Origin of the sequence: Acinetobacter guillouiae CIP 63.46 (genome assembly GCF_000368145.1) — a bacterium.
Classification (GTDB): domain Bacteria; phylum Pseudomonadota; class Gammaproteobacteria; order Pseudomonadales; family Moraxellaceae; genus Acinetobacter; species Acinetobacter guillouiae.
The window spans coordinates 1,890,562-1,908,045 of sequence record NZ_KB849283.1; the positions used below are offsets into that span (position 1 = coordinate 1,890,562).

Here is a 17,484-nt window from a genome sequence, read left to right on the forward strand (position 1 = left end):
TAAAAAATACAGTGACAGAGCATTAGACATACATGAATTGTATGATTTGAAGACAATTAAGGTGTAACAGGTTTTTCTACAGTCGCTTCGACTTGAGGTAGACTTGGTAAATACTCAGCTTTAATCAAATCTTTTGCCACTTGATACGGCAGCTTTAACTCAGGCATACCTTCTGCATAAGAGGTAAGTTCATATAATGGATAAACAAAAACCAGACCATTTACACCATAATAGTAGTTATCACTTAACTGCAATTTATCACGCGTAATATCTTTTTGAATCAACCAATTCGCATTGGCATCATAAAGCTGTTCAGCAACTTTTGCTTCCACGTTTGGTTTAAGAATATCGGTCAAGGCTAAGCGCTTTTGCGTGCTTAAATCGAATGTCACATATTCATTGTGATACATCCCATGAGCTGCACCTGCTGCATAGGTATAAGTCTGGATCACAAAAGTGGCTAAATTATTTTGTTGTGAAATAAAACGAACATAAATTGAATTTTGATTTAAACCTTTAGGTGAAGATTGTGCTTCACTTTCAGTTTGGGCATGATTTTGATCTTTCTCAAATGCGCCAGGTACATCTTTTTTAATACGATTTAGAAAATACTCATCTAGCCAAGGCACATTACTTTTAACAGTTTGCAAATCATATTGCGTACAACCATCTTCATCACAAAACTGTTTTTTTACCACATTGACGCGTTCAACCTTGGCTTGAATCAGCGGTATTTGCGCGTGTTGAGTCGTACTTGCAGCTTGTTCTGCTTGAGGTGCTGGCTTTTCTTGGCATGCGCTAACCATGAGCATACTGGATAAAAGAGATAAAAAAATCAGACCACTTTTAAAATTTACTTTCATTTCTATATCTTTAAAGCATATTTAGTAATAGCCCTATCATAAAACCAGAACCTTTAAATTAATATTCATAATTGTTAATTATTGAAATTTTGTTGTTTATGCCGATGTGCTAACTCTTTTATTCAAATTAGCGCCAACTTTGTCATTTTGATTGAAATCTACATTTATATGGGTCTCAACCCAATTACAATGAAACCCCAGTGGTATATGTATGCCTAAATCAATTTCAGCTTGTGGCTGAATTTCCAATCCATTTACTTTTAAAATAACAGCTTTGGCTGCTGCTCCCTCCACATGATGCAAATAGGCCATCAAATAACCATGCCCTTCTGCACTGTGTTCATGCTCAGCCACAAAAGTGACTTCACCAATTGCCCACTGTATACCAAAATCATAACTCACAGATGTTTGCATTTCTAAATCATGAATATATAAACAATTGAACAATGCAGTTTCAGCAAAACCCAAAGTATATAAATAGCGATATGGGACCCCAGTAAAACGCGCATCAATTTTCGGAAACTCTTGAATCCGAGAGTCGAGTACAGCTCTATGTAGCGTTTGTGAGCTTAAATCAATACGCCAACGTTCTAGCTGTGCATGTTGCAATTCATAAGCTGCGTGTTGGGAATGTTCAAAATCATCCTGATGTACCAAAACATCTAAAATAATTCTATTTTCATGATCACGAAAAGCATTTGCTGCATGAAAAACAAAACATGGTTCAAGCTCAATCCACTGAATCTGTTCAGCATTTGCATATTTAGGCAATATCCCAATGCGTGCTGGATGTTGTTTATTCCATTGATAGGGAACACTTGCGCCACGCAATAATCGAGTCATTGAAAAAGTAAGTGGAAAGTCAAAAACCAAAACTTCTTGTTGTGTAATGAGACAATCATGAATCATGGGACCATGTTGTAATAAAATTTGCGTTACATGAATTAAATCGCCATGTTGATCAATCACTTGGTAATAGGCATTTTTACGATCCAAGGCATCATAACTAATCGCATGTAAATGCCCTGTTTTAATATCTTTACGAGGATGTGCGGTAAACGGTAAATCAGCATCACTATTAAACAACTGATAACGTTCTGCATTTAACTCATCATCTAGGCAGATCGGAAACGCGCCAGCTTCAATCACCGCCCAAAGCTTTCCCGCATGCTTAAAAATATTGGTATTTACAACATCATGTGCACCACGGCGAAAGCCGCCTATTGCTGGTTGTTGTTTATATTGCTGCACCGTATCTGTGGCCAGCATACTGCTTTTAAAGCAGATTGCTTTACCCGCTTGTAATTTAAGCGCGTGAATCATTCCATGACCAAGATACCACTCAAATAATGTAGGCTTTTCTACTCCAATCGGATTTGAGCCAATTCTTAACAATAAGCCATTTAAATGATATGGGATAATTCCTGATATTTTTAAAGTGGTTGTGATGATTTCTTCAACTGGCTGGTAAAGCTTTTTGTGATAAAGATTGACTTCTTTATCACGACGATGCTGTCTTAAAAATCGCCCAATCATGCAGATTAACTTTTGTCTCAAAACATTCAAAAATGACTTTTGCGCAGTCATCTTTGGGTAATGTTTGAGTTTCAATTGTGTTTTGCGATACATATAGCATCTCAGTTTTTATATTCAAACCCTTGTTTGAGCATAGAATAATCTTGTATTGAAAGCTACCGTATTCCTTGAAAGACATCCATCCTTCGCCTGATCAACATGACTGAGTCTATTGCTGTGTTCTGTTTAATCGGCATAAAAAAGCAACCTTAGGGTTGCTCTTCTATTCAATCAAAGTCGTTTATTGATCAATAATGTCTGTGCCTTTAGGCGGCACAAAATTAAAGGTAGACGCAGGGATAGCGGCATTGACCTGTACATTGTTAAAACGCACAGTGGTTGTTTGACCTAAAGAATCTTGCAAGATCATTAAAGTCGGTGCATTTTTCGCCCCAAAACTGATCGTCAAACTTTGGAAAGCACCATCTTTTTGTTTTGGATACAAGGTATAGTAAGTTTTACCTGCATTTGGCTGAGTAATACGATAAGCCTTTTGAATTTGTTCTGTATTACCACTGAGTAGTAATGCTGGTGTATTGGCAACCTGCTCATCTAAACTTTGGCGTACAGCCTGCTGTAAGTCAGGATCGTAAATCCACACTGTACGACCTGCGGTCACAATAGTCTGTTTTGCGGGTGTAGTGGTTTCCCAATAGAATTTACCAGGACGTTCAACCTTCATTGTACCTTTAAAGGTTTGATTCATATGCTGAGCGGTCAAACCCTTTTTCTGTGCAACTTTACCTGTTTGAGTCGCTTTTGTGGTTTGCTCAAAATTTGCAGTGAAGCTTTTTACACCACTGAGTTGTTTAACCAGATTGGCAGTTGCTTGTTGCTCCGAAGCAGCAGTTGCTGCAAAAACTGTTGTGCTCATTACAGGTGCAAACAGCGCTGCACTTATAGCCACTGCACCCATCGTTTTACGAAGCATATTCATATGTTCACCTTTTCTATGTCTGTACCTCAATTAAAATATTCAAATAATATTTGGCACAGAATGTAATTTATTAGATTGCTTATCTTAAACCAAATTGAGTCAGTAATAATTGAGAAAATAAGAAGTTTTGTATTGTTATTGGTGCAATATGTTGAAAATTATTCATCATGATGAAGATGGGTTTTTCTTTAATAATAAAAAAAAGTGATAAAAAACCCGCAATAAAGCGGGCTTTTTTGCACTCTTAAAGCTTACGCTTCAACAGATACATAGCGACGGCCAAATTGACCTTTCACTTCAAATTTGATTACGCCGTCAGCAGTAGCAAATAAAGTATGGTCACGACCCATACCAACATTTGTACCAGCGTGGAATTCTGTACCACGTTGACGAACGATAATGTTACCAGCAGTCACAGCTTGACCACCGTACATTTTAACACCTAACATTTTAGGATTCGAATCACGACCGTTTTTGGTCGAACCACCGGCTTTTTTAGTTGCCATGTCTATATACTCCTAGTGATTAACCTGCGATCGTAGTAATTTTCAACTCGGTAAACCATTGACGGTGACCTTGTTGTTTACGGTAGTGCTTACGACGACGCATTTTAACAATACGAATTTTGTCATGACGACCGTGACCAACCACTTCTGCAGTTACTTTTGCGCCAGCTACAACTGGAGCACCGATTTGAATGCTTTCGCCATTCACAACCATTAATACATCATCAAATGTAATAGTCGCGCCAGTTTCAGCTTTCAACAATTCTACTTTAAGGGTTTCACCCTCAACAACACGGTGCTGTTTACCACCGCTTTGGATTACTGCGTACATAATGTACTCCAACTTACCCGTGTCGTCGTGCCGATAAAGGAATATATCGATCTTAAGACGAACGCCACTGGGGGTTATTCAAGGGCAAAGATTTTAAGTGATAATGAATTAAACAACAAGTCATTTCCAGCAAATATTATCATTGTATAGAAAATAATCTACATAAAACGGTTTTTTTAAGATTTCCCCTTTGATAATATGAATTTTTTTTTAAGATACAGCTAAAATTGAAATAGATTTTTAAAACAAATCCGCTACTATGTAGCTCAAAAGAATGATCGATTGAATGTTCAATGCTTTATTCATCTTTGGACAAAGAAAGAACAAATCATTAAGATTCAGGCACGATGTCTGCTTGCAAAAGCAACATTCAGACATGTTAATTGTTACACTAGCAACTTATAACGCATTTGCATGAGGCTCCCACCCGATGACCATCGACTTTAAGCAAGATATTCTCGCTCCAGTTGCAACCGACTTTGCTGCAATGGACAAGTTTATTAATGAAGGGATTACCTCAAAAGTTGCTTTAGTGATGGCCGTCAGTAAACATGTTGTTGAAGCTGGCGGTAAACGCATGCGTCCAATCATGTGCCTACTTGCAGCAAAAGCATGTGGTGCAACAGATCTACAGATGGACCCTTATCGCAAACTGGCAGCAATCATTGAAATGCTGCATACCGCAACATTGGTACATGATGATGTTGTAGATGAATCTGGTTTACGTCGTGGCCGTCCAACTGCAAACGCAACTTGGAACAACCAAACTGCTGTGTTGGTGGGTGATTTTCTGATTTCTCGAGCTTTTGATCTTCTGGTTGATCTCGACAATATGATCTTGCTCAAAGACTTTTCAACTGGCACTTGTGAAATTGCCGAAGGTGAAGTGTTACAGCTTCAAGCACAGCATCAGCCAGAAACGACTGAACAAACTTATTTAGATATTATTCACGGTAAAACTTCTCGTTTATTTGAGCTTGCAACTGAAGGTGCTGCCATCATTGCAGGGAAACCTGAGTATCGTGAACCATTACGTTTATTTGCAGGCCATTTTGGCAATGCCTTTCAAATTATTGATGATATTTTAGACTATACCTCTGATGCTGAAACATTAGGTAAAAATATTGGTGATGATTTAATGGAAGGTAAACCCACTTTACCTTTAATCTCTGCCTTAGCAAATACCCAGGGTCAAGAGCACGAGATTATCCGTAAAAGTATCGCAACTGGTGGAACAAGCGATTTAGATCGTGTGATTGAAATTGTTCAGACTTCAGGTGCTTTAGATTATTGTAGTCGCCGTGCCACAGAAGAAACTCAAGCTGCGATTCAAGCTTTGAATCATTTGCCTGAATCTGAGTATCGCCAGGCATTGTATAATTTAGCGCAACTTGCCTTACATCGAATTCAATAAAATTTAACAAGGCTTATGCATATACAATTTAATGATCTTTTCCTCCTTATGCAGGAACAACTTGATAGCATAAAAGTTGTTCCCAATCCTGATATATTAATTGAGTTAATCAATCGTATCAGACCCAGTGACAGCCACAATTTAGAAGAAAGTCAAAATAAATTTGATGCTTTAATTCAAGCACTGCTCACTACACCCAATGCATCTTCTGCATTTCAAGGTTACTTACTCAAGCTGGTAAACCACTATAAACAAGCAGGATTGTATGCAGATAGTGGAATTTTATCTTTAGACGGCTTCTGGAATCAGCTTGGGCAACGGATCGGTGCACATTTTCTACCTTTATTGACAGACGAATCAGATCTCAAAGATTTGGTTGGCAAAGTGTTTCACCAACGTAGTGATAAATATTGGCTAGAAAATATCAGTGAAAAGAAATGGGAGCAATTGTTCCGATTATTGAATCAAGGTCATCGTTATAAAAACGATAAATTGGGAATTAAACGCGATATTGTCAAAGCCATCACTGTGCTTTCCTATCGAATCAGTGGTATTGGCTTATATCCTGAATTTATCAATGCCTACCCCGAACTTCAAGAATATGAATCACCTTTTTTAGTTCAAAACCGTGAAATTGTTGAGTTTATAGAAGCGTATAAAAAACAACATCGTGATGAAGATGAGTTTGCTGTGGGTATTCCTCCCGATGCAGACCAAGCGTTGGTCATGATTGAACAATGTCGTGATGTGGTACAGAAAATCCGTCGGGCAATCAAACGGATTGGGGTGAGCTTAAGCCTGACTTATTTACTCTCGCTACTAGAACAATGTATTGATCGAATTGAACTCTTACTCAACCTTCTTGTAGAAGATGATCAGATTCGTTATCAACTCTGTGGTGAATTGCTTACTGACTTAGTCAATGCACACTATAGTGAAACCAGTGTGCGCGACTTACTTAAAACCAACAGTGAATTGATTGCACTACAAGTCACTGAAAATGCCAGTAAGACGGGCGAACATTATGTAAGTACTGATAAGAAAGGTTTCTTTGGCATGTATAAAGCAGCTGCAGGTGCAGGTGTGATTATTGCAACCATGGCAACCCTGAAAATACTGACTGCACGTTTAGTCCTTGCGCCTTTTTTGCATGCTTTTCTCTATAGTATGAATTATTCATTAGGTTTTATCCTGATCCATGTTTTACACTTTACTGTAGCAACCAAACAGCCTGCGATGACGGCGGCCGCACTTGCATCAACAGTTCAGCACCAAAAAGGTTCAAAAACAGCGCAAATTGCTGAACTTGCCGGACTGATTATTAATATTATTCGGACCCAGTTTATTGCAATTCTGGGAAATATTTCGATTGCGATTCCTACTGCCGCATTAATTACCTATCTATGGCAGCTGTCAATGCATGAACCACTTTTGACGCATGCTAAAGCCACAACCTTACTCGCCAGTCTAAATCCATTTACCTCATTGGCAATTCCACATGCAGCAATTGCGGGTGTTTGTTTATTTTTATCAGGATTAATCGCTGGATATTTTGATAATATGTCAGTCTATCGAAAAGTCGGTCCCCGCTTAAAAGCCCACATAAAATTGAAAAAAATGATGGGACAAGCCAGACTGGACAAGTTTGCAGACTATATAGAGCGAAACTTAGGCGCTTTAGCGGGTAATTTTATTTTTGGTATTATGCTTGGAAGTATGGGAACCATTGGCTTTATCTTAGGTTTACCTTTAGATATCCGCCATATTGCGTTTGCTTCTGCAAACTTTATTCAAGGCTTAATGACCATCAATGGTTCACCTGATATTGGTCTCATTATTGTGTCGTTCCTGGGCGTGTTGTGTATTGGTTTGACCAACTTGTTTGTCAGCTTCACCCTCACCATTATTGTGGCACTTCGTGCAAGACAAGTTCGTTTTTCGCAATGGAAACCATTGGCAAAACTCATATTTACCCATTTTTCTACTCGTCCGCTAGATTTCTTCTGGCCGCCAAAACAACCATTACAACTTGAAGATGAGGCAAACTCACAAAGCAAACTAAATCACTAAGCTTTTTGTTATTTTTTGTGCAAATTGTTAAATATTTCACAAAAAGAAATTAGTATAAATTACCTAAATTTACTCACTTGAAAAAAAGTGTACTGACTAGTACACTTCGGTTGATTAAATAAACTTAACGTACGCAATTTATATACTCTAGGTTATCTTATGCCTTATGTATTGCTCCTTATTGGCTGTATAGGTTTACTTATTGGGAGTGTTGGTTTAAACATTAACCAGATACAACAGTTTGATTTTTCAAGCGTTGTATGGATGAGCTCACACCGTTTAGAGGTCTTAAATGGTCTAGCACTCACCCTATCCTATCTGGGCGGCTTACCGTCAATGATCGTGATTGCAGGGCTATGTAATTTATATTTCATACGCCTAAAACAATATGCAAATGTGCTGATGATCAGTATTGGACTGCTCGGTGCTGCGGCAATTGGTTGGATACTCAAATATCTGGTCAATCGTCCTAGACCCGATGAAATCTACCAAATGGTGCAAACCTATGGTGCTTCATTTCCTAGTGCTCACAGTATTTATGCAGCGATTGTATGCTGTTCGATTATGTTTATATTTCAAAAGCATCGCCAAGTTAAATGGATTAGCTTGGGGGGCTTTTTATGGTTTCTAAGCATGGGGGGCTCTAGAATTTATCTAGGGGCACATTTCCCAACTGATGTACTCACTGGATGGGGTATAGGTGTCATATGGGCTGCAATTTTATGGCTTATACTGTCACGAGAAACGTTAAGACAGAACAAATTATTTTTAGATAAGAATCTAAACGAGGTGGAATAATGATGTCGGCAAAGCTTTGGGCTCCTGCCCTTACTGCTTGTGCTCTCGCAACAAGTATTGCACTTGTAGGCTGCAGCAAAGATCCTAAATCAGCACAACAAGCTGGTGGTGCTGCCCAAAAAATGCCGCCGACTGAAGTTGGTGTCATTGTTGCTCAGCCACAAAGCGTAGAACAAAGTGTTGAACTTTCTGGTCGTACTTCAGCGTATCAAATCTCTGATGTTCGCCCACAAACAAATGGCGTGATTTTAAAACGTTTGTTTACTGAAGGTAGTTTTGTTCGTGAAGGTCAACCTCTTTATGAGATTGACTCGAGCATCAATCGTGCAAACTTAGACAGTGCAAAAGCAGCTTTAGTACGTCAGCAAGCAAACTTAAATGCCTTGCAGGTTAAAGCAAATCGTTATCGTCAACTTGTCGGCATCAATGCTGTTTCTAAGCAAGAGTTTGATGATTTGCTTGCACAAATCAAACTTGCTGAAGCAGATATTGCAGCGTCAAATGCGGCTGTTAAAAATGCGCAAATTGACTTAGGTTATTCGACTGTTCGTTCACCTATTTCAGGTCAATCTGTTCGTTCTTCAGTCACTGCTGGTGCTTTGGTGACTGCAAACCAAGCCAATGCATTGGTTACGATTCAGCAACTTGACCCAATTTATGTAGACATCAGCCAATCAAGTGCTGAGTTATTACGTCTACGTCAACAGTTAAGCCAAGGTAGTATTGATCGTAGCAACAACACCAAAGTTCGTTTAAAACTTGAAGATGGTAGCTACTACGGTGTGGAAGGAAACCTTGCATTTTCTGATGCTAGTGTAGATCCAAGCACAGGTTCTGTGACTTTACGTGCAGTCTTCTCAAATCCTAATCATTTATTATTGCCGGGTATGTTTGCCAATGCGCAGATCGTACAAGGCGTAATTCCAAATGCTTACTTAGTTCCACAAGCAGCAATTACACGCACACCAACTGGCCAAGCAATCGCAATGCTTGTAAATGCAAAAGGTGTAGTTGAAAGCCGTCCTGTAACAACTGTAGGTGTTCAAGGTAAAGATTGGATCGTCACTCAAGGCCTAAATACTGGCGATAAAGTGATTGTTGATGGTATTGCCAAAGTAAAACCAGAACAAGCTGTGGTTGCTAAACCTTATCAGCCTCAAGCGGCTGCACCACAAGCAGGTGCTAAACCAGGTACAGCAGCACAACCTGTTCAACAAAATAAATCCAGTGAACAAAAAGCTACTTCAAATGCATAAGGGGTAGACGAATATGGCTCAATTTTTTATTCATCGCCCCATTTTTGCGTGGGTGATTGCACTGGTAATTATGTTGGCGGGTATTCTGACGCTAACAAAAATGCCTGTTGCTCAGTATCCAACAATTGCTCCTCCTGTAGTGACAATTGCTGCGACTTATCCTGGTGCTTCTGCACAAACTGTTGAGAACACCGTAACTCAGATCATTGAACAACAAATGAATGGTCTAGATGGTTTACGTTATATCTCATCAAACAGTGCGGGTAATGGTCAGGCATCAATTAACCTGAATTTTGAACAAGGTATTGATCCAGACATTGCACAGGTTCAAGTACAGAACAAATTACAGTCAGCGACAGCACTTTTACCTGAAGATGTACAACGTCAAGGCGTAAAAGTGACCAAATCTGGCGCGAGCTTTATGCAAGTACTTGCATTTTATTCGCCAGATGGCAGCCTTTCTGGCGCTGACATTAAAGACTATGTAAACTCAAATATTTCTGAACCACTGAGTCGTGTTGCAGGCGTAGGTGAAATTCAAGTCTTTGGTGGTCAATATGCAATGCGTATCTGGCTAGACCCAGCTAAAATGACCAGTTTGCAAGTTACACCAAGTGATATTGCTGCTGCCATTCGTGCACAAAACTCACAAGTGGCTGTAGGTCAATTGGGTGGTGCTCCAGCTGTACAAGGTCAGATCCTCAATGCGACTGTCAATGCGCAAAGCATGTTGCAAACACCTGAACAATTTAAAAACATCTTCCTAAAAAACACGTCTTCTGGTGCTCAAGTTCGTTTGGGTGATGTTGCACGCGTAGAATTAGGTTCAGACAGTTATCAATTCGATTCTAAATTTAATGGTAACCCTGCGGGCGGTGTAGCAATTAAATTGGCAACAGGTGCCAATGCACTTGATACAGCCGCTGCTGTAGAAAAACGCCTCACTGAATTGCGTAAAAACTACCCTGAAGGCTTAAAAGATAAAATTGCTTATGACACCACACCGTTTATTAAGCTTTCAATTGAAAGTGTGGTACATACGTTAATTGAAGCAATCGTTCTTGTATTCTTCGTGATGTTCTTGTTCTTACAGAACTGGCGTGCAACGATTATCCCAACAATGGCAGTTCCTGTAGTTGTACTTGGAACATTTGCAGTTATTAATATTTTTGGCTTCTCGATCAATACCTTAACCATGTTCGCCATGGTACTGGCGATTGGTCTATTGGTCGATGATGCCATCGTTGTGGTTGAGAACGTCGAACGGGTAATGCAAGAAGAACATGCCGGTCCAGTTGAAGCCACTGAAAAATCGATGAAACAAATTTCAGGTGCTTTGGTCGGTATTACCAGCGTATTGACTGCTGTATTTGTGCCAATGGCATTCTTTGGTGGTACTACGGGGGTAATTTACCGTCAGTTCTCGATCACGCTCGTTACAGCAATGGTTTTGTCTTTAATCGTTGCTTTAACTTTTACCCCAGCTCTTTGTGCAACATTGTTAAAACAGCATGATCCAAATCAAGAACCAAGCAATAACATTTTTGCGCGTTTCTTCCGTTGGTTTAACCGCAGTTTTGAAAAAGTAGCAGAGAAATACCAAGGTGGTGTCAATCGTATGACCCATCATAAGATATTCTCTGGTGCGATCTATATTGCTGTGATTGTTGCCTTAGTTGGACTATACAAAATGCTCCCCTCTTCTTTCTTACCAGAAGAAGACCAAGGCGTAGTTATGACGTTAGTTCAGCTACCACCAAGTGCCAGCCTTGAACGAACAGATAAAGTCATCACAACCATGACCGATTACTTCTTAAATAAGGAAAAAGCACATGTAGATACTATTTTTACAGTTTCTGGTTTCTCATTTACAGGTGTCGGGCAAAATGCTGGTTTAGCTTTTATTAAATTGAAAGACTGGAGTGAACGTACCACACCTGAATCACAAATTGGCGCCATTATTCAACGCGGTATGGCACTGAATATGATTGTAAAAGATGCATCATACATCATGCCATTGCAATTACCTGCAATGCCTGAATTAGGTGTTTCATCAGGGTTTGACATCCAATTAAAAGATGCCAGTGGTCAAGGTCACGATAAACTCATTGCTGCACGTAATGCTATTTTAGGTATGGCTTCTCAAGACAAACGTCTTGCAGGTGTTCGTCCAAATGGTCAAGAAGATACCCCTCAATATCAAATCAACATTGATCAAGCGCAAGCTGGTGCAATGGGAGTCAGTATTGCGGATATTAATTCGACCATGAGCATGGCGTGGGGTGGTTCTTATATCAATGACTTCGTTGACCGTGGTCGTGTGAAAAAAGTTTATGTTCAAGGCGAATCAAACGCTCGTATGATGCCTGAAGACTTAAACAAATGGTATGTACGTAACAATAGCGGCACCATGGTTCCATTCTCTGCATTTGCAACAGGTCAATGGACCTATGGTTCACCTCGTCTTGAGCGTTATAACGGTGTAGCTTCTGCGAACATTCAAGGTACTCCAGCACCGGGTGTAAGTTCGGGAGATGCGATGCTTGCCATGGAAGAAATTATTGGTAAGTTACCGTCTATGGGCTTAACAGGTTTCGACTATGAATGGACGGGTCTGTCTTTAGAAGAACGTGAATCTGGTAGTCAAACTGTTCCGCTTTTGATTCTTTCTTTACTTATTGTATTCCTTTGCCTTTCAGCTTTATATGAAAGTTGGTCTATCCCTGTTTCAGTATTGCTAGTCGTACCTTTAGGTGTTATTGGTGCATTTACTTTAACCTGGTTGGGCATGGTCATCAAAGGTGATCCTAACTTATCATTTAACATCTACTTCCAAGTCGCGATCGTTGCAGTCATCGGTTTGTCTGCAAAAAATGCAATTTTGATTGTAGAGTTTGCAAAAGAGTTGCAAGAACAAGGTGAAGAATTGTTTGAAGCGACATTGCATGCTGCAAAAATGCGTTTACGTCCAATTATCATGACAACCTTAGCGTTCGGTTTCGGTGTATTACCACTTGCTTTATCAAGCGGTGCTGGTGCCGGTAGCCAACACTCAGTCGGTTATGGTGTATTGGGTGGTGTAATTAGCTCAACACTTTTAGGTATCTTCTTTATTCCTGTGTTCTTCGTATGGATTCGTAGTATCTTTAAGTACAAACCTAAAAATCAAAATATTCAGGAGCATAAATCGTGATGCAAAAAGTATGGTCTATTTCAGGTCGTAGCATTGCGGTATCTGCACTTGCGCTTGCTTTGACAGCTTGTCAAAGCATGCGTGGCCCAGAACCCGTAGCTCAAGCGAACATACCAACTGGTTATATTCAAAATAACGGTGGTACATCTATTGCTGAACAAGGTTATAAAGAGTTTTTTGCAGATCAACGCTTACTTCAAGTGCTTGATCTTGCTTTAGCCAATAACCGTGATTTACGTACAGCAACATTGAACATTCAACGTGCTCAACAAGCCTATCAAATCACTGAAAACAATCAGCTACCAACGATTGGTGCAAGTGGTGGTCTGTTACGTCAAGATCAAGGTGTAGGTGCTCAAACACGTTATAATGTGGGTCTTGGTGTAACTGCTTATGAGTTAGACTTCTGGGGTCGGGTAAAAAGTTTAAAAGACAATGCGCTTGATACTTATTTATCGACTGCAAGTGCGCGTGATGCAACGCAAATCAGCTTAATTAGTCAAGTTGCACAAGCTTGGTTAAATTACTCTTTTGCCAGCGCACAACTTAAGCTCGCTGACCAAACATTAAAAGCGCAGCTTGACTCTTATAACCTCAACAAAAAACGTTTTGATGTCGGTATCGACAGTGAAGTGCCTGTTCGTCAGGCTCAGATTTCTGTTGAAACCGCACGTAATGATGTTGCCAATTATAAGACTCAAATTGCACAAGCTCAGAACTTGCTAAATCTGCTTGTTGGACAATCAGTTCCAGACAACTTATTGCCAACACAACGTGTAACGCGTATTACCTCAAATGCTGCGTTCGCTTCTGGTTTACCAAGTGACTTGCTGAACAACCGTCCAGACGTCAAAGCGGCTGAATACCAACTTTCTGCTGCTGGTGCAAATATCGGTGCTGCGAAAGCACGCTTATTCCCAACCATCAGTTTGACGGGTACTGCAGGTTATGCATCTACTGATTTAAGTGATTTATTTAAATCAGGTGCTTTCGTTTGGTCTTTAGGTCCTAGTCTTGATATTCCGTTATGGGATTGGGGCACACGTAAAGCGAACATTAAGATTTCAGAAACAGATCAACAAATTGCGTTATCTGACTATGAAAAATCAATTCAATCTGCTTTCCGTGAAGTCAATGATGCATTAGCGACTCGCCAAAATATTGGTGATCGTCTTTCTGCTCAAAAACGTTTAGTTGATGCAACCAATACTACGTATAAACTTTCAAATGCCCGCTTCCGTGCAGGTATTGATAGTTACTTAACGGTTTTAGATGCTCAACGTACTTCTTACTCTGCTGAACAAGGTTTATTGCTATTAGAGCAAGCAAACTTAAACAATCAGGTAGAAGTTTATAAAACCCTTGGTGGTGGTCTAAAAGCCAACACTGCGGATCAAATTGCACAACCGGCCTCTTCATCTGAATTGAAATATCATTCAAAAGATAAAAAAGTCAGTTAATCTCAGTTTGATAATCAAAGCTCACTTCGGTGGGCTTTTTTTATTGCTTTTTGATGGATAATTTCCTATGTTTAAAGCAAGACATCATCAATGAATATTTAAAATGAAACTCAGTAATTTAGAAACTGTTCCAGCACATGTCATAAAGCAACAGCTTGATGTCGTTTATGGAAGCACGGTCCGCAGTAAACATGTCGGACGTGACTTTATGGCTGGTCTAAAAAATATTGTCGGTGGTGAACTCAAAGGCTATACCGAATTATTAGAAGAATCACGTCAAGAAGCCATGAATCGTATGATTGAAAAAGCACGTGTTTTAGGTGCCAATGCAATTGTCGGTATCCGTTTTTCTACGTCTAATATTGCGCAAGGTGCTTCAGAACTTTTTGTCTATGGTACTGCGGTCATTGTTGAACCGACCACAACACAACTTCCTGACCCATTTTCAAAATAGGCGAAACAGATGGATGGTTTAATTTTTAAAATTGGGCTCACACTGGTTCTGTTTTTTATTGGCTGGGGGTTTGGACGTTTTATCGAACAAAAGCATTTAAAAGAATTGGCCGACAATGAACAGCGGCTTGCTCATATTCGGATTGATACCAATAAGTTCAAAGTCTCTGAAAAGCATGGGCAACTCATCAGTAGTAATGTGGTGATTTCACATGATTATTTTAAATATATTATCGCGCAAATTCAGAACTTCTTTGGTGGTCGTTTAACCACCTATGAGAGTGTCGTAGATCGCGCACGTCGAGAAGCAATTGTTAGATTAAAACAGGAAGCTGAAAATATTGGAGCAACGCATATTATGGGCTTACGTTTAAGTACCACTGAACTCGGTATGCAAGGTGGAATGGTTGAAGTGTTTGCCTACGGAACAGCAACTTAATCTCACTCCTCTTTTTTAAATAATCATCATGATTTTTTCATCAGAATACATAATCGCTGTTGGACTGTCGGGTTTTGTATTCTGGTGATGTAAAGATCTGGGAATACCGTGACCATAACAAAAATGAAAGAATTTTAACTTCATGAACAGGTTAGACATCATGAAAGCTTTAGCACTTAAAATAAGTATCGGATTACTGTCTATGCTTCCATTCACAATAAATGCAGAATTGATTGTATTGGCTTCGCCACAAAGTCAGGATAAGTACTATGCAGAAAAAATCGATGATATCTTTGATTTCCACGTCGATTATGCAAAGAAAATTATTCAAAATGGTGACAATGTGATGATCTTAACCGATCAACAACTTTACCCTGATTATGTCAAAGCATTGGGTAAACAGCATGTCACCATCGCGCCTATGCAAGATATTTGGATGCGTGATTTTAGTAGTGCCAATCCCAATCAACCTGTTCTTTTTCGTTATACCGCAGCAGGACAAGGTGGAACCAAAAAAGCTCAAGCCATTTCTGATGATGTTCAAGCAGACTTTAAAGCCTATAGTCAAAAAGCTGGTTTAAAATTTACCCAGACTCAACTGCTCAATGATGGCGGTAATTGGGTTGAAGATGGTTATGGCAATGTTGTGTTAAGCACCAAGTTCTTAGCTGACAATCATTTAACCGAAAACCAAGCTAGAGCACAGCTGATCCGTTTAACGGGCGCTAAACATATTGCATTTATTGAAGCGGATGAACAAGGTGGTTTAGCACATGCGGATGGTGTCGTAAGCTTTATAGATCAGAATACTTTAGTGATTAACACCTATCCTGAAGACCCCGACTACGCCAAACAGTTAAAAATTGATTTAAAACGCGGTATTCCAGATATCAAAATTCATGAAATCACCACACCTTATGATGGTAGTGAAATTTATGATGAGAAATTTGGTTCAGCTTGTGGTTTATATACCAATATGCTGGTTACGCCTGAGCATATTTATTTTCCGCAATTTGGTATTAAACAAGATGCACTGGCATTACAGCAAATTCGTCGTCTAACCAAACGAACAGTCATTCCAATTCACTCTGCACAGGTGTGCCATATGGGTGGTGGAGTGCGCTGTATGTCATGGCAATTAAGAGGCAAAAATGCTGAATTATTATTAAACTACTTCAATAAAATACATTAAGCATTCGATTTTTACCCTTTCAAATATCCTGTTATTTTTAAAAGCATTCATCTTTTAGCTCACTGCTATTTTTTTCGCTAACGAGAAGATGAATGTTTAATATCCAGCATTACTATCCAACTGCTTATATTGCCTATCGGTACTGATATTCATCTTTAAATTTTTTAGGAAATTGATATTTTTTCCCATCAAATTTTAAAACAAACCGTTGTTGCGATGAGTGATGATTAACTTCTTGGCAATCCTCGCTTATCACTTGCATCTGGTAGCGTTTAATTTTGCTATTGACCAAAATATCCGTATATTTCTTGGTTTGGGTTGACTGCATGACTAAGGTAGAAGCGCGTTCCTCAATATCTGCATTACACTGCATATCTATTTCTGCCCGATTACGTATCACAATCAAGCTGTCCAGAATTTGTTGTTTATTTTTAAGGTCATATAAATTTAAAAGTTGCATAGAAAAAGGAAAGGGCTGTGAGTGACCTGAGTAATTTAATCTTAGACCCAAAGCTCGATTTGAATCAGTGACTTTATAATTTGCAGTATCCAGCTCAATAGAATTTAAGCTAATTGCGTCCGAAACCATGCGTTCTGCAACAGCATAGTGATAAATAAGCTTTAATTTTTTTGGATTAAACTTAAATAAGTCTAAAGCATAATCCCCTTCTTCTGGATGTCCTTTTACAGGAATCCATTGGGCATAGGCCATGATCATATTTGAATTATCGACCGGATCGAGTTTACAGTCGATTAAAGACTGTTCAAGCTTTACAATTTTAGCCTGCTTCAATATTTGCGCGACAACTTGAGTATCATCACAAATATTTGCATAAACAGCACTGATCAATAGGAATTGTAGACTGATGATTTTAAAAATTATTTTCATTAAATTTAACATCTTTTTTTGTGCTTATAGATAGAGACGGAAAATATTAAGAAAAAGCGCTTATACAATATATAAACGCCTTATCAATACATACAAAAGTTGTTAATT

At 39.1% G+C, this 17,484-nt stretch carries 15 protein-coding genes; 9 read left to right on the forward strand and 6 right to left on the reverse strand.

Going from position 1 to position 17,484, the window contains the following annotated elements:
* Nucleotides 1-56 precede the first annotated feature (56 nt).
* The 5 genes from F981_RS13930 to rplU all read right to left on the reverse strand — a co-directional run bounded on the left by F981_RS13930 (nucleotide 57) and on the right by rplU (nucleotide 4,212).
* Nucleotides 57-863, reverse strand: coding sequence for an RsiV family protein (locus F981_RS13930; RefSeq protein ID WP_004722552.1), 807 nt, complete (start codon nucleotides 861-863; stop codon nucleotides 57-59).
* Nucleotides 864-959: 96 nt separating this feature from the next.
* Entirely contained in the window at nucleotides 960-2,492 is a 1,533-nt protein-coding gene (locus F981_RS13935; protein ID WP_004722555.1) for a carotenoid oxygenase family protein, read from the reverse strand.
* A gap of 187 nt (nucleotides 2,493-2,679) precedes the next feature.
* Entirely contained in the window at nucleotides 2,680-3,375 is a 696-nt protein-coding gene (lolA, locus tag F981_RS13940) for an outer membrane lipoprotein periplasmic chaperone LolA (RefSeq protein ID WP_004722558.1), read from the reverse strand.
* A 251-nt stretch (nucleotides 3,376-3,626) separates the two neighbouring features.
* Complete coding sequence (gene rpmA, locus F981_RS13945; RefSeq protein ID WP_004722560.1) at nucleotides 3,627-3,881, reverse strand: 50S ribosomal protein L27; 255 nt, start codon at nucleotides 3,879-3,881, stop codon at nucleotides 3,627-3,629.
* Nucleotides 3,882-3,900: 19 nt separating this feature from the next.
* Nucleotides 3,901-4,212, reverse strand: a complete 312-nt coding sequence (gene rplU / locus F981_RS13950) for a 50S ribosomal protein L21 (RefSeq protein WP_004722561.1) — start codon at nucleotides 4,210-4,212, stop codon at nucleotides 3,901-3,903.
* Between the two features lie 430 nt (nucleotides 4,213-4,642).
* Here rplU and sdsA point away from each other — a divergent pair, with 430 nt between their 5' ends.
* The 9 genes from sdsA to F981_RS13995 all read left to right on the forward strand — a co-directional run bounded on the left by sdsA (nucleotide 4,643) and on the right by F981_RS13995 (nucleotide 16,487).
* Nucleotides 4,643-5,626 carry an All-trans-nonaprenyl-diphosphate synthase gene (gene sdsA, locus F981_RS13955; protein ID WP_004722563.1) on the forward strand — a complete coding sequence of 328 codons (984 nt, stop codon included), beginning with the start codon at nucleotides 4,643-4,645 and terminating at the stop codon, nucleotides 5,624-5,626.
* A 15-nt stretch (nucleotides 5,627-5,641) separates the two neighbouring features.
* A complete protein-coding gene (locus tag F981_RS13960; RefSeq protein WP_035371660.1) occupies nucleotides 5,642-7,696 on the forward strand; it encodes a site-specific recombinase in 2,055 nt (684 codons plus the stop codon).
* Between the two features lie 159 nt (nucleotides 7,697-7,855).
* Nucleotides 7,856-8,494, forward strand: coding sequence for a phosphatase PAP2 family protein (locus tag F981_RS13965; protein WP_004722566.1), 639 nt, complete (start codon nucleotides 7,856-7,858; stop codon nucleotides 8,492-8,494).
* Nucleotides 8,494-9,750 (forward strand): efflux RND transporter periplasmic adaptor subunit, encoded by a 1,257-nt coding sequence (locus F981_RS13970; RefSeq protein WP_004722569.1) that lies wholly within the window; start codon nucleotides 8,494-8,496, stop codon nucleotides 9,748-9,750. The genes F981_RS13965 and F981_RS13970 overlap by 1 nt, the downstream gene beginning before the upstream one ends.
* 13 nt (nucleotides 9,751-9,763) lie before the next feature.
* A complete protein-coding gene (locus F981_RS13975) occupies nucleotides 9,764-12,943 on the forward strand; it encodes an efflux RND transporter permease subunit (protein ID WP_004722571.1) in 3,180 nt (1,059 codons plus the stop codon).
* On the forward strand, nucleotides 12,943-14,403 hold the full coding sequence (gene adeK / locus F981_RS13980) for a multidrug efflux RND transporter AdeIJK outer membrane channel subunit AdeK (RefSeq protein WP_004722574.1): 1,461 nt from the start codon (nucleotides 12,943-12,945) through the stop codon (nucleotides 14,401-14,403). The genes F981_RS13975 and adeK overlap by 1 nt, the downstream gene beginning before the upstream one ends.
* 103 nt (nucleotides 14,404-14,506) lie before the next feature.
* Nucleotides 14,507-14,857 (forward strand): YbjQ family protein, encoded by a 351-nt coding sequence (locus F981_RS13985; RefSeq protein WP_004722575.1) that lies wholly within the window; start codon nucleotides 14,507-14,509, stop codon nucleotides 14,855-14,857.
* A gap of 9 nt (nucleotides 14,858-14,866) precedes the next feature.
* Entirely contained in the window at nucleotides 14,867-15,295 is a 429-nt protein-coding gene (locus tag F981_RS13990; protein ID WP_004722578.1) for a YbjQ family protein, read from the forward strand.
* 160 nt (nucleotides 15,296-15,455) lie between these two features.
* On the forward strand, nucleotides 15,456-16,487 hold the full coding sequence (locus F981_RS13995; protein ID WP_004722580.1) for an agmatine deiminase family protein: 1,032 nt from the start codon (nucleotides 15,456-15,458) through the stop codon (nucleotides 16,485-16,487).
* Nucleotides 16,488-16,620: 133 nt separating this feature from the next.
* On the opposite strand, the gene F981_RS14000 is transcribed toward F981_RS13995, so the two are convergent.
* The gene (locus F981_RS14000; RefSeq protein WP_004722583.1) at nucleotides 16,621-17,388 is read right to left on the reverse strand and encodes a PA3715 family protein; all 768 of its coding nucleotides are present in this window, start codon (nucleotides 17,386-17,388) and stop codon (nucleotides 16,621-16,623) included.
* Nucleotides 17,389-17,484 lie beyond the last annotated feature (96 nt).

Coding starts and splice junctions, on each gene's coding strand:
- F981_RS13930 (WP_004722552.1), bottom strand. CDS start 863: ATGAAAGTAAATTTTAAAAGTGGTCTGATTTTTTTATCTCTTTTATCC.
- F981_RS13935 (WP_004722555.1), bottom strand. CDS start 2,492: ATGTATCGCAAAACACAATTGAAACTCAAACATTACCCAAAGATGACT.
- lolA (WP_004722558.1), bottom strand. CDS start 3,375: ATGAATATGCTTCGTAAAACGATGGGTGCAGTGGCTATAAGTGCAGCG.
- rpmA (WP_004722560.1), bottom strand. CDS start 3,881: ATGGCAACTAAAAAAGCCGGTGGTTCGACCAAAAACGGTCGTGATTCG.
- rplU (WP_004722561.1), bottom strand. CDS start 4,212: ATGTACGCAGTAATCCAAAGCGGTGGTAAACAGCACCGTGTTGTTGAG.
- sdsA (WP_004722563.1), top strand. CDS start 4,643: ATGACCATCGACTTTAAGCAAGATATTCTCGCTCCAGTTGCAACCGAC.
- F981_RS13960 (WP_035371660.1), top strand. CDS start 5,642: ATGCATATACAATTTAATGATCTTTTCCTCCTTATGCAGGAACAACTT.
- F981_RS13965 (WP_004722566.1), top strand. CDS start 7,856: ATGCCTTATGTATTGCTCCTTATTGGCTGTATAGGTTTACTTATTGGG.
- F981_RS13970 (WP_004722569.1), top strand. CDS start 8,494: ATGATGTCGGCAAAGCTTTGGGCTCCTGCCCTTACTGCTTGTGCTCTC.
- F981_RS13975 (WP_004722571.1), top strand. CDS start 9,764: ATGGCTCAATTTTTTATTCATCGCCCCATTTTTGCGTGGGTGATTGCA.
- adeK (WP_004722574.1), top strand. CDS start 12,943: ATGCAAAAAGTATGGTCTATTTCAGGTCGTAGCATTGCGGTATCTGCA.
- F981_RS13985 (WP_004722575.1), top strand. CDS start 14,507: ATGAAACTCAGTAATTTAGAAACTGTTCCAGCACATGTCATAAAGCAA.
- F981_RS13990 (WP_004722578.1), top strand. CDS start 14,867: ATGGATGGTTTAATTTTTAAAATTGGGCTCACACTGGTTCTGTTTTTT.
- F981_RS13995 (WP_004722580.1), top strand. CDS start 15,456: ATGAAAGCTTTAGCACTTAAAATAAGTATCGGATTACTGTCTATGCTT.
- F981_RS14000 (WP_004722583.1), bottom strand. CDS start 17,388: ATGTTAAATTTAATGAAAATAATTTTTAAAATCATCAGTCTACAATTC.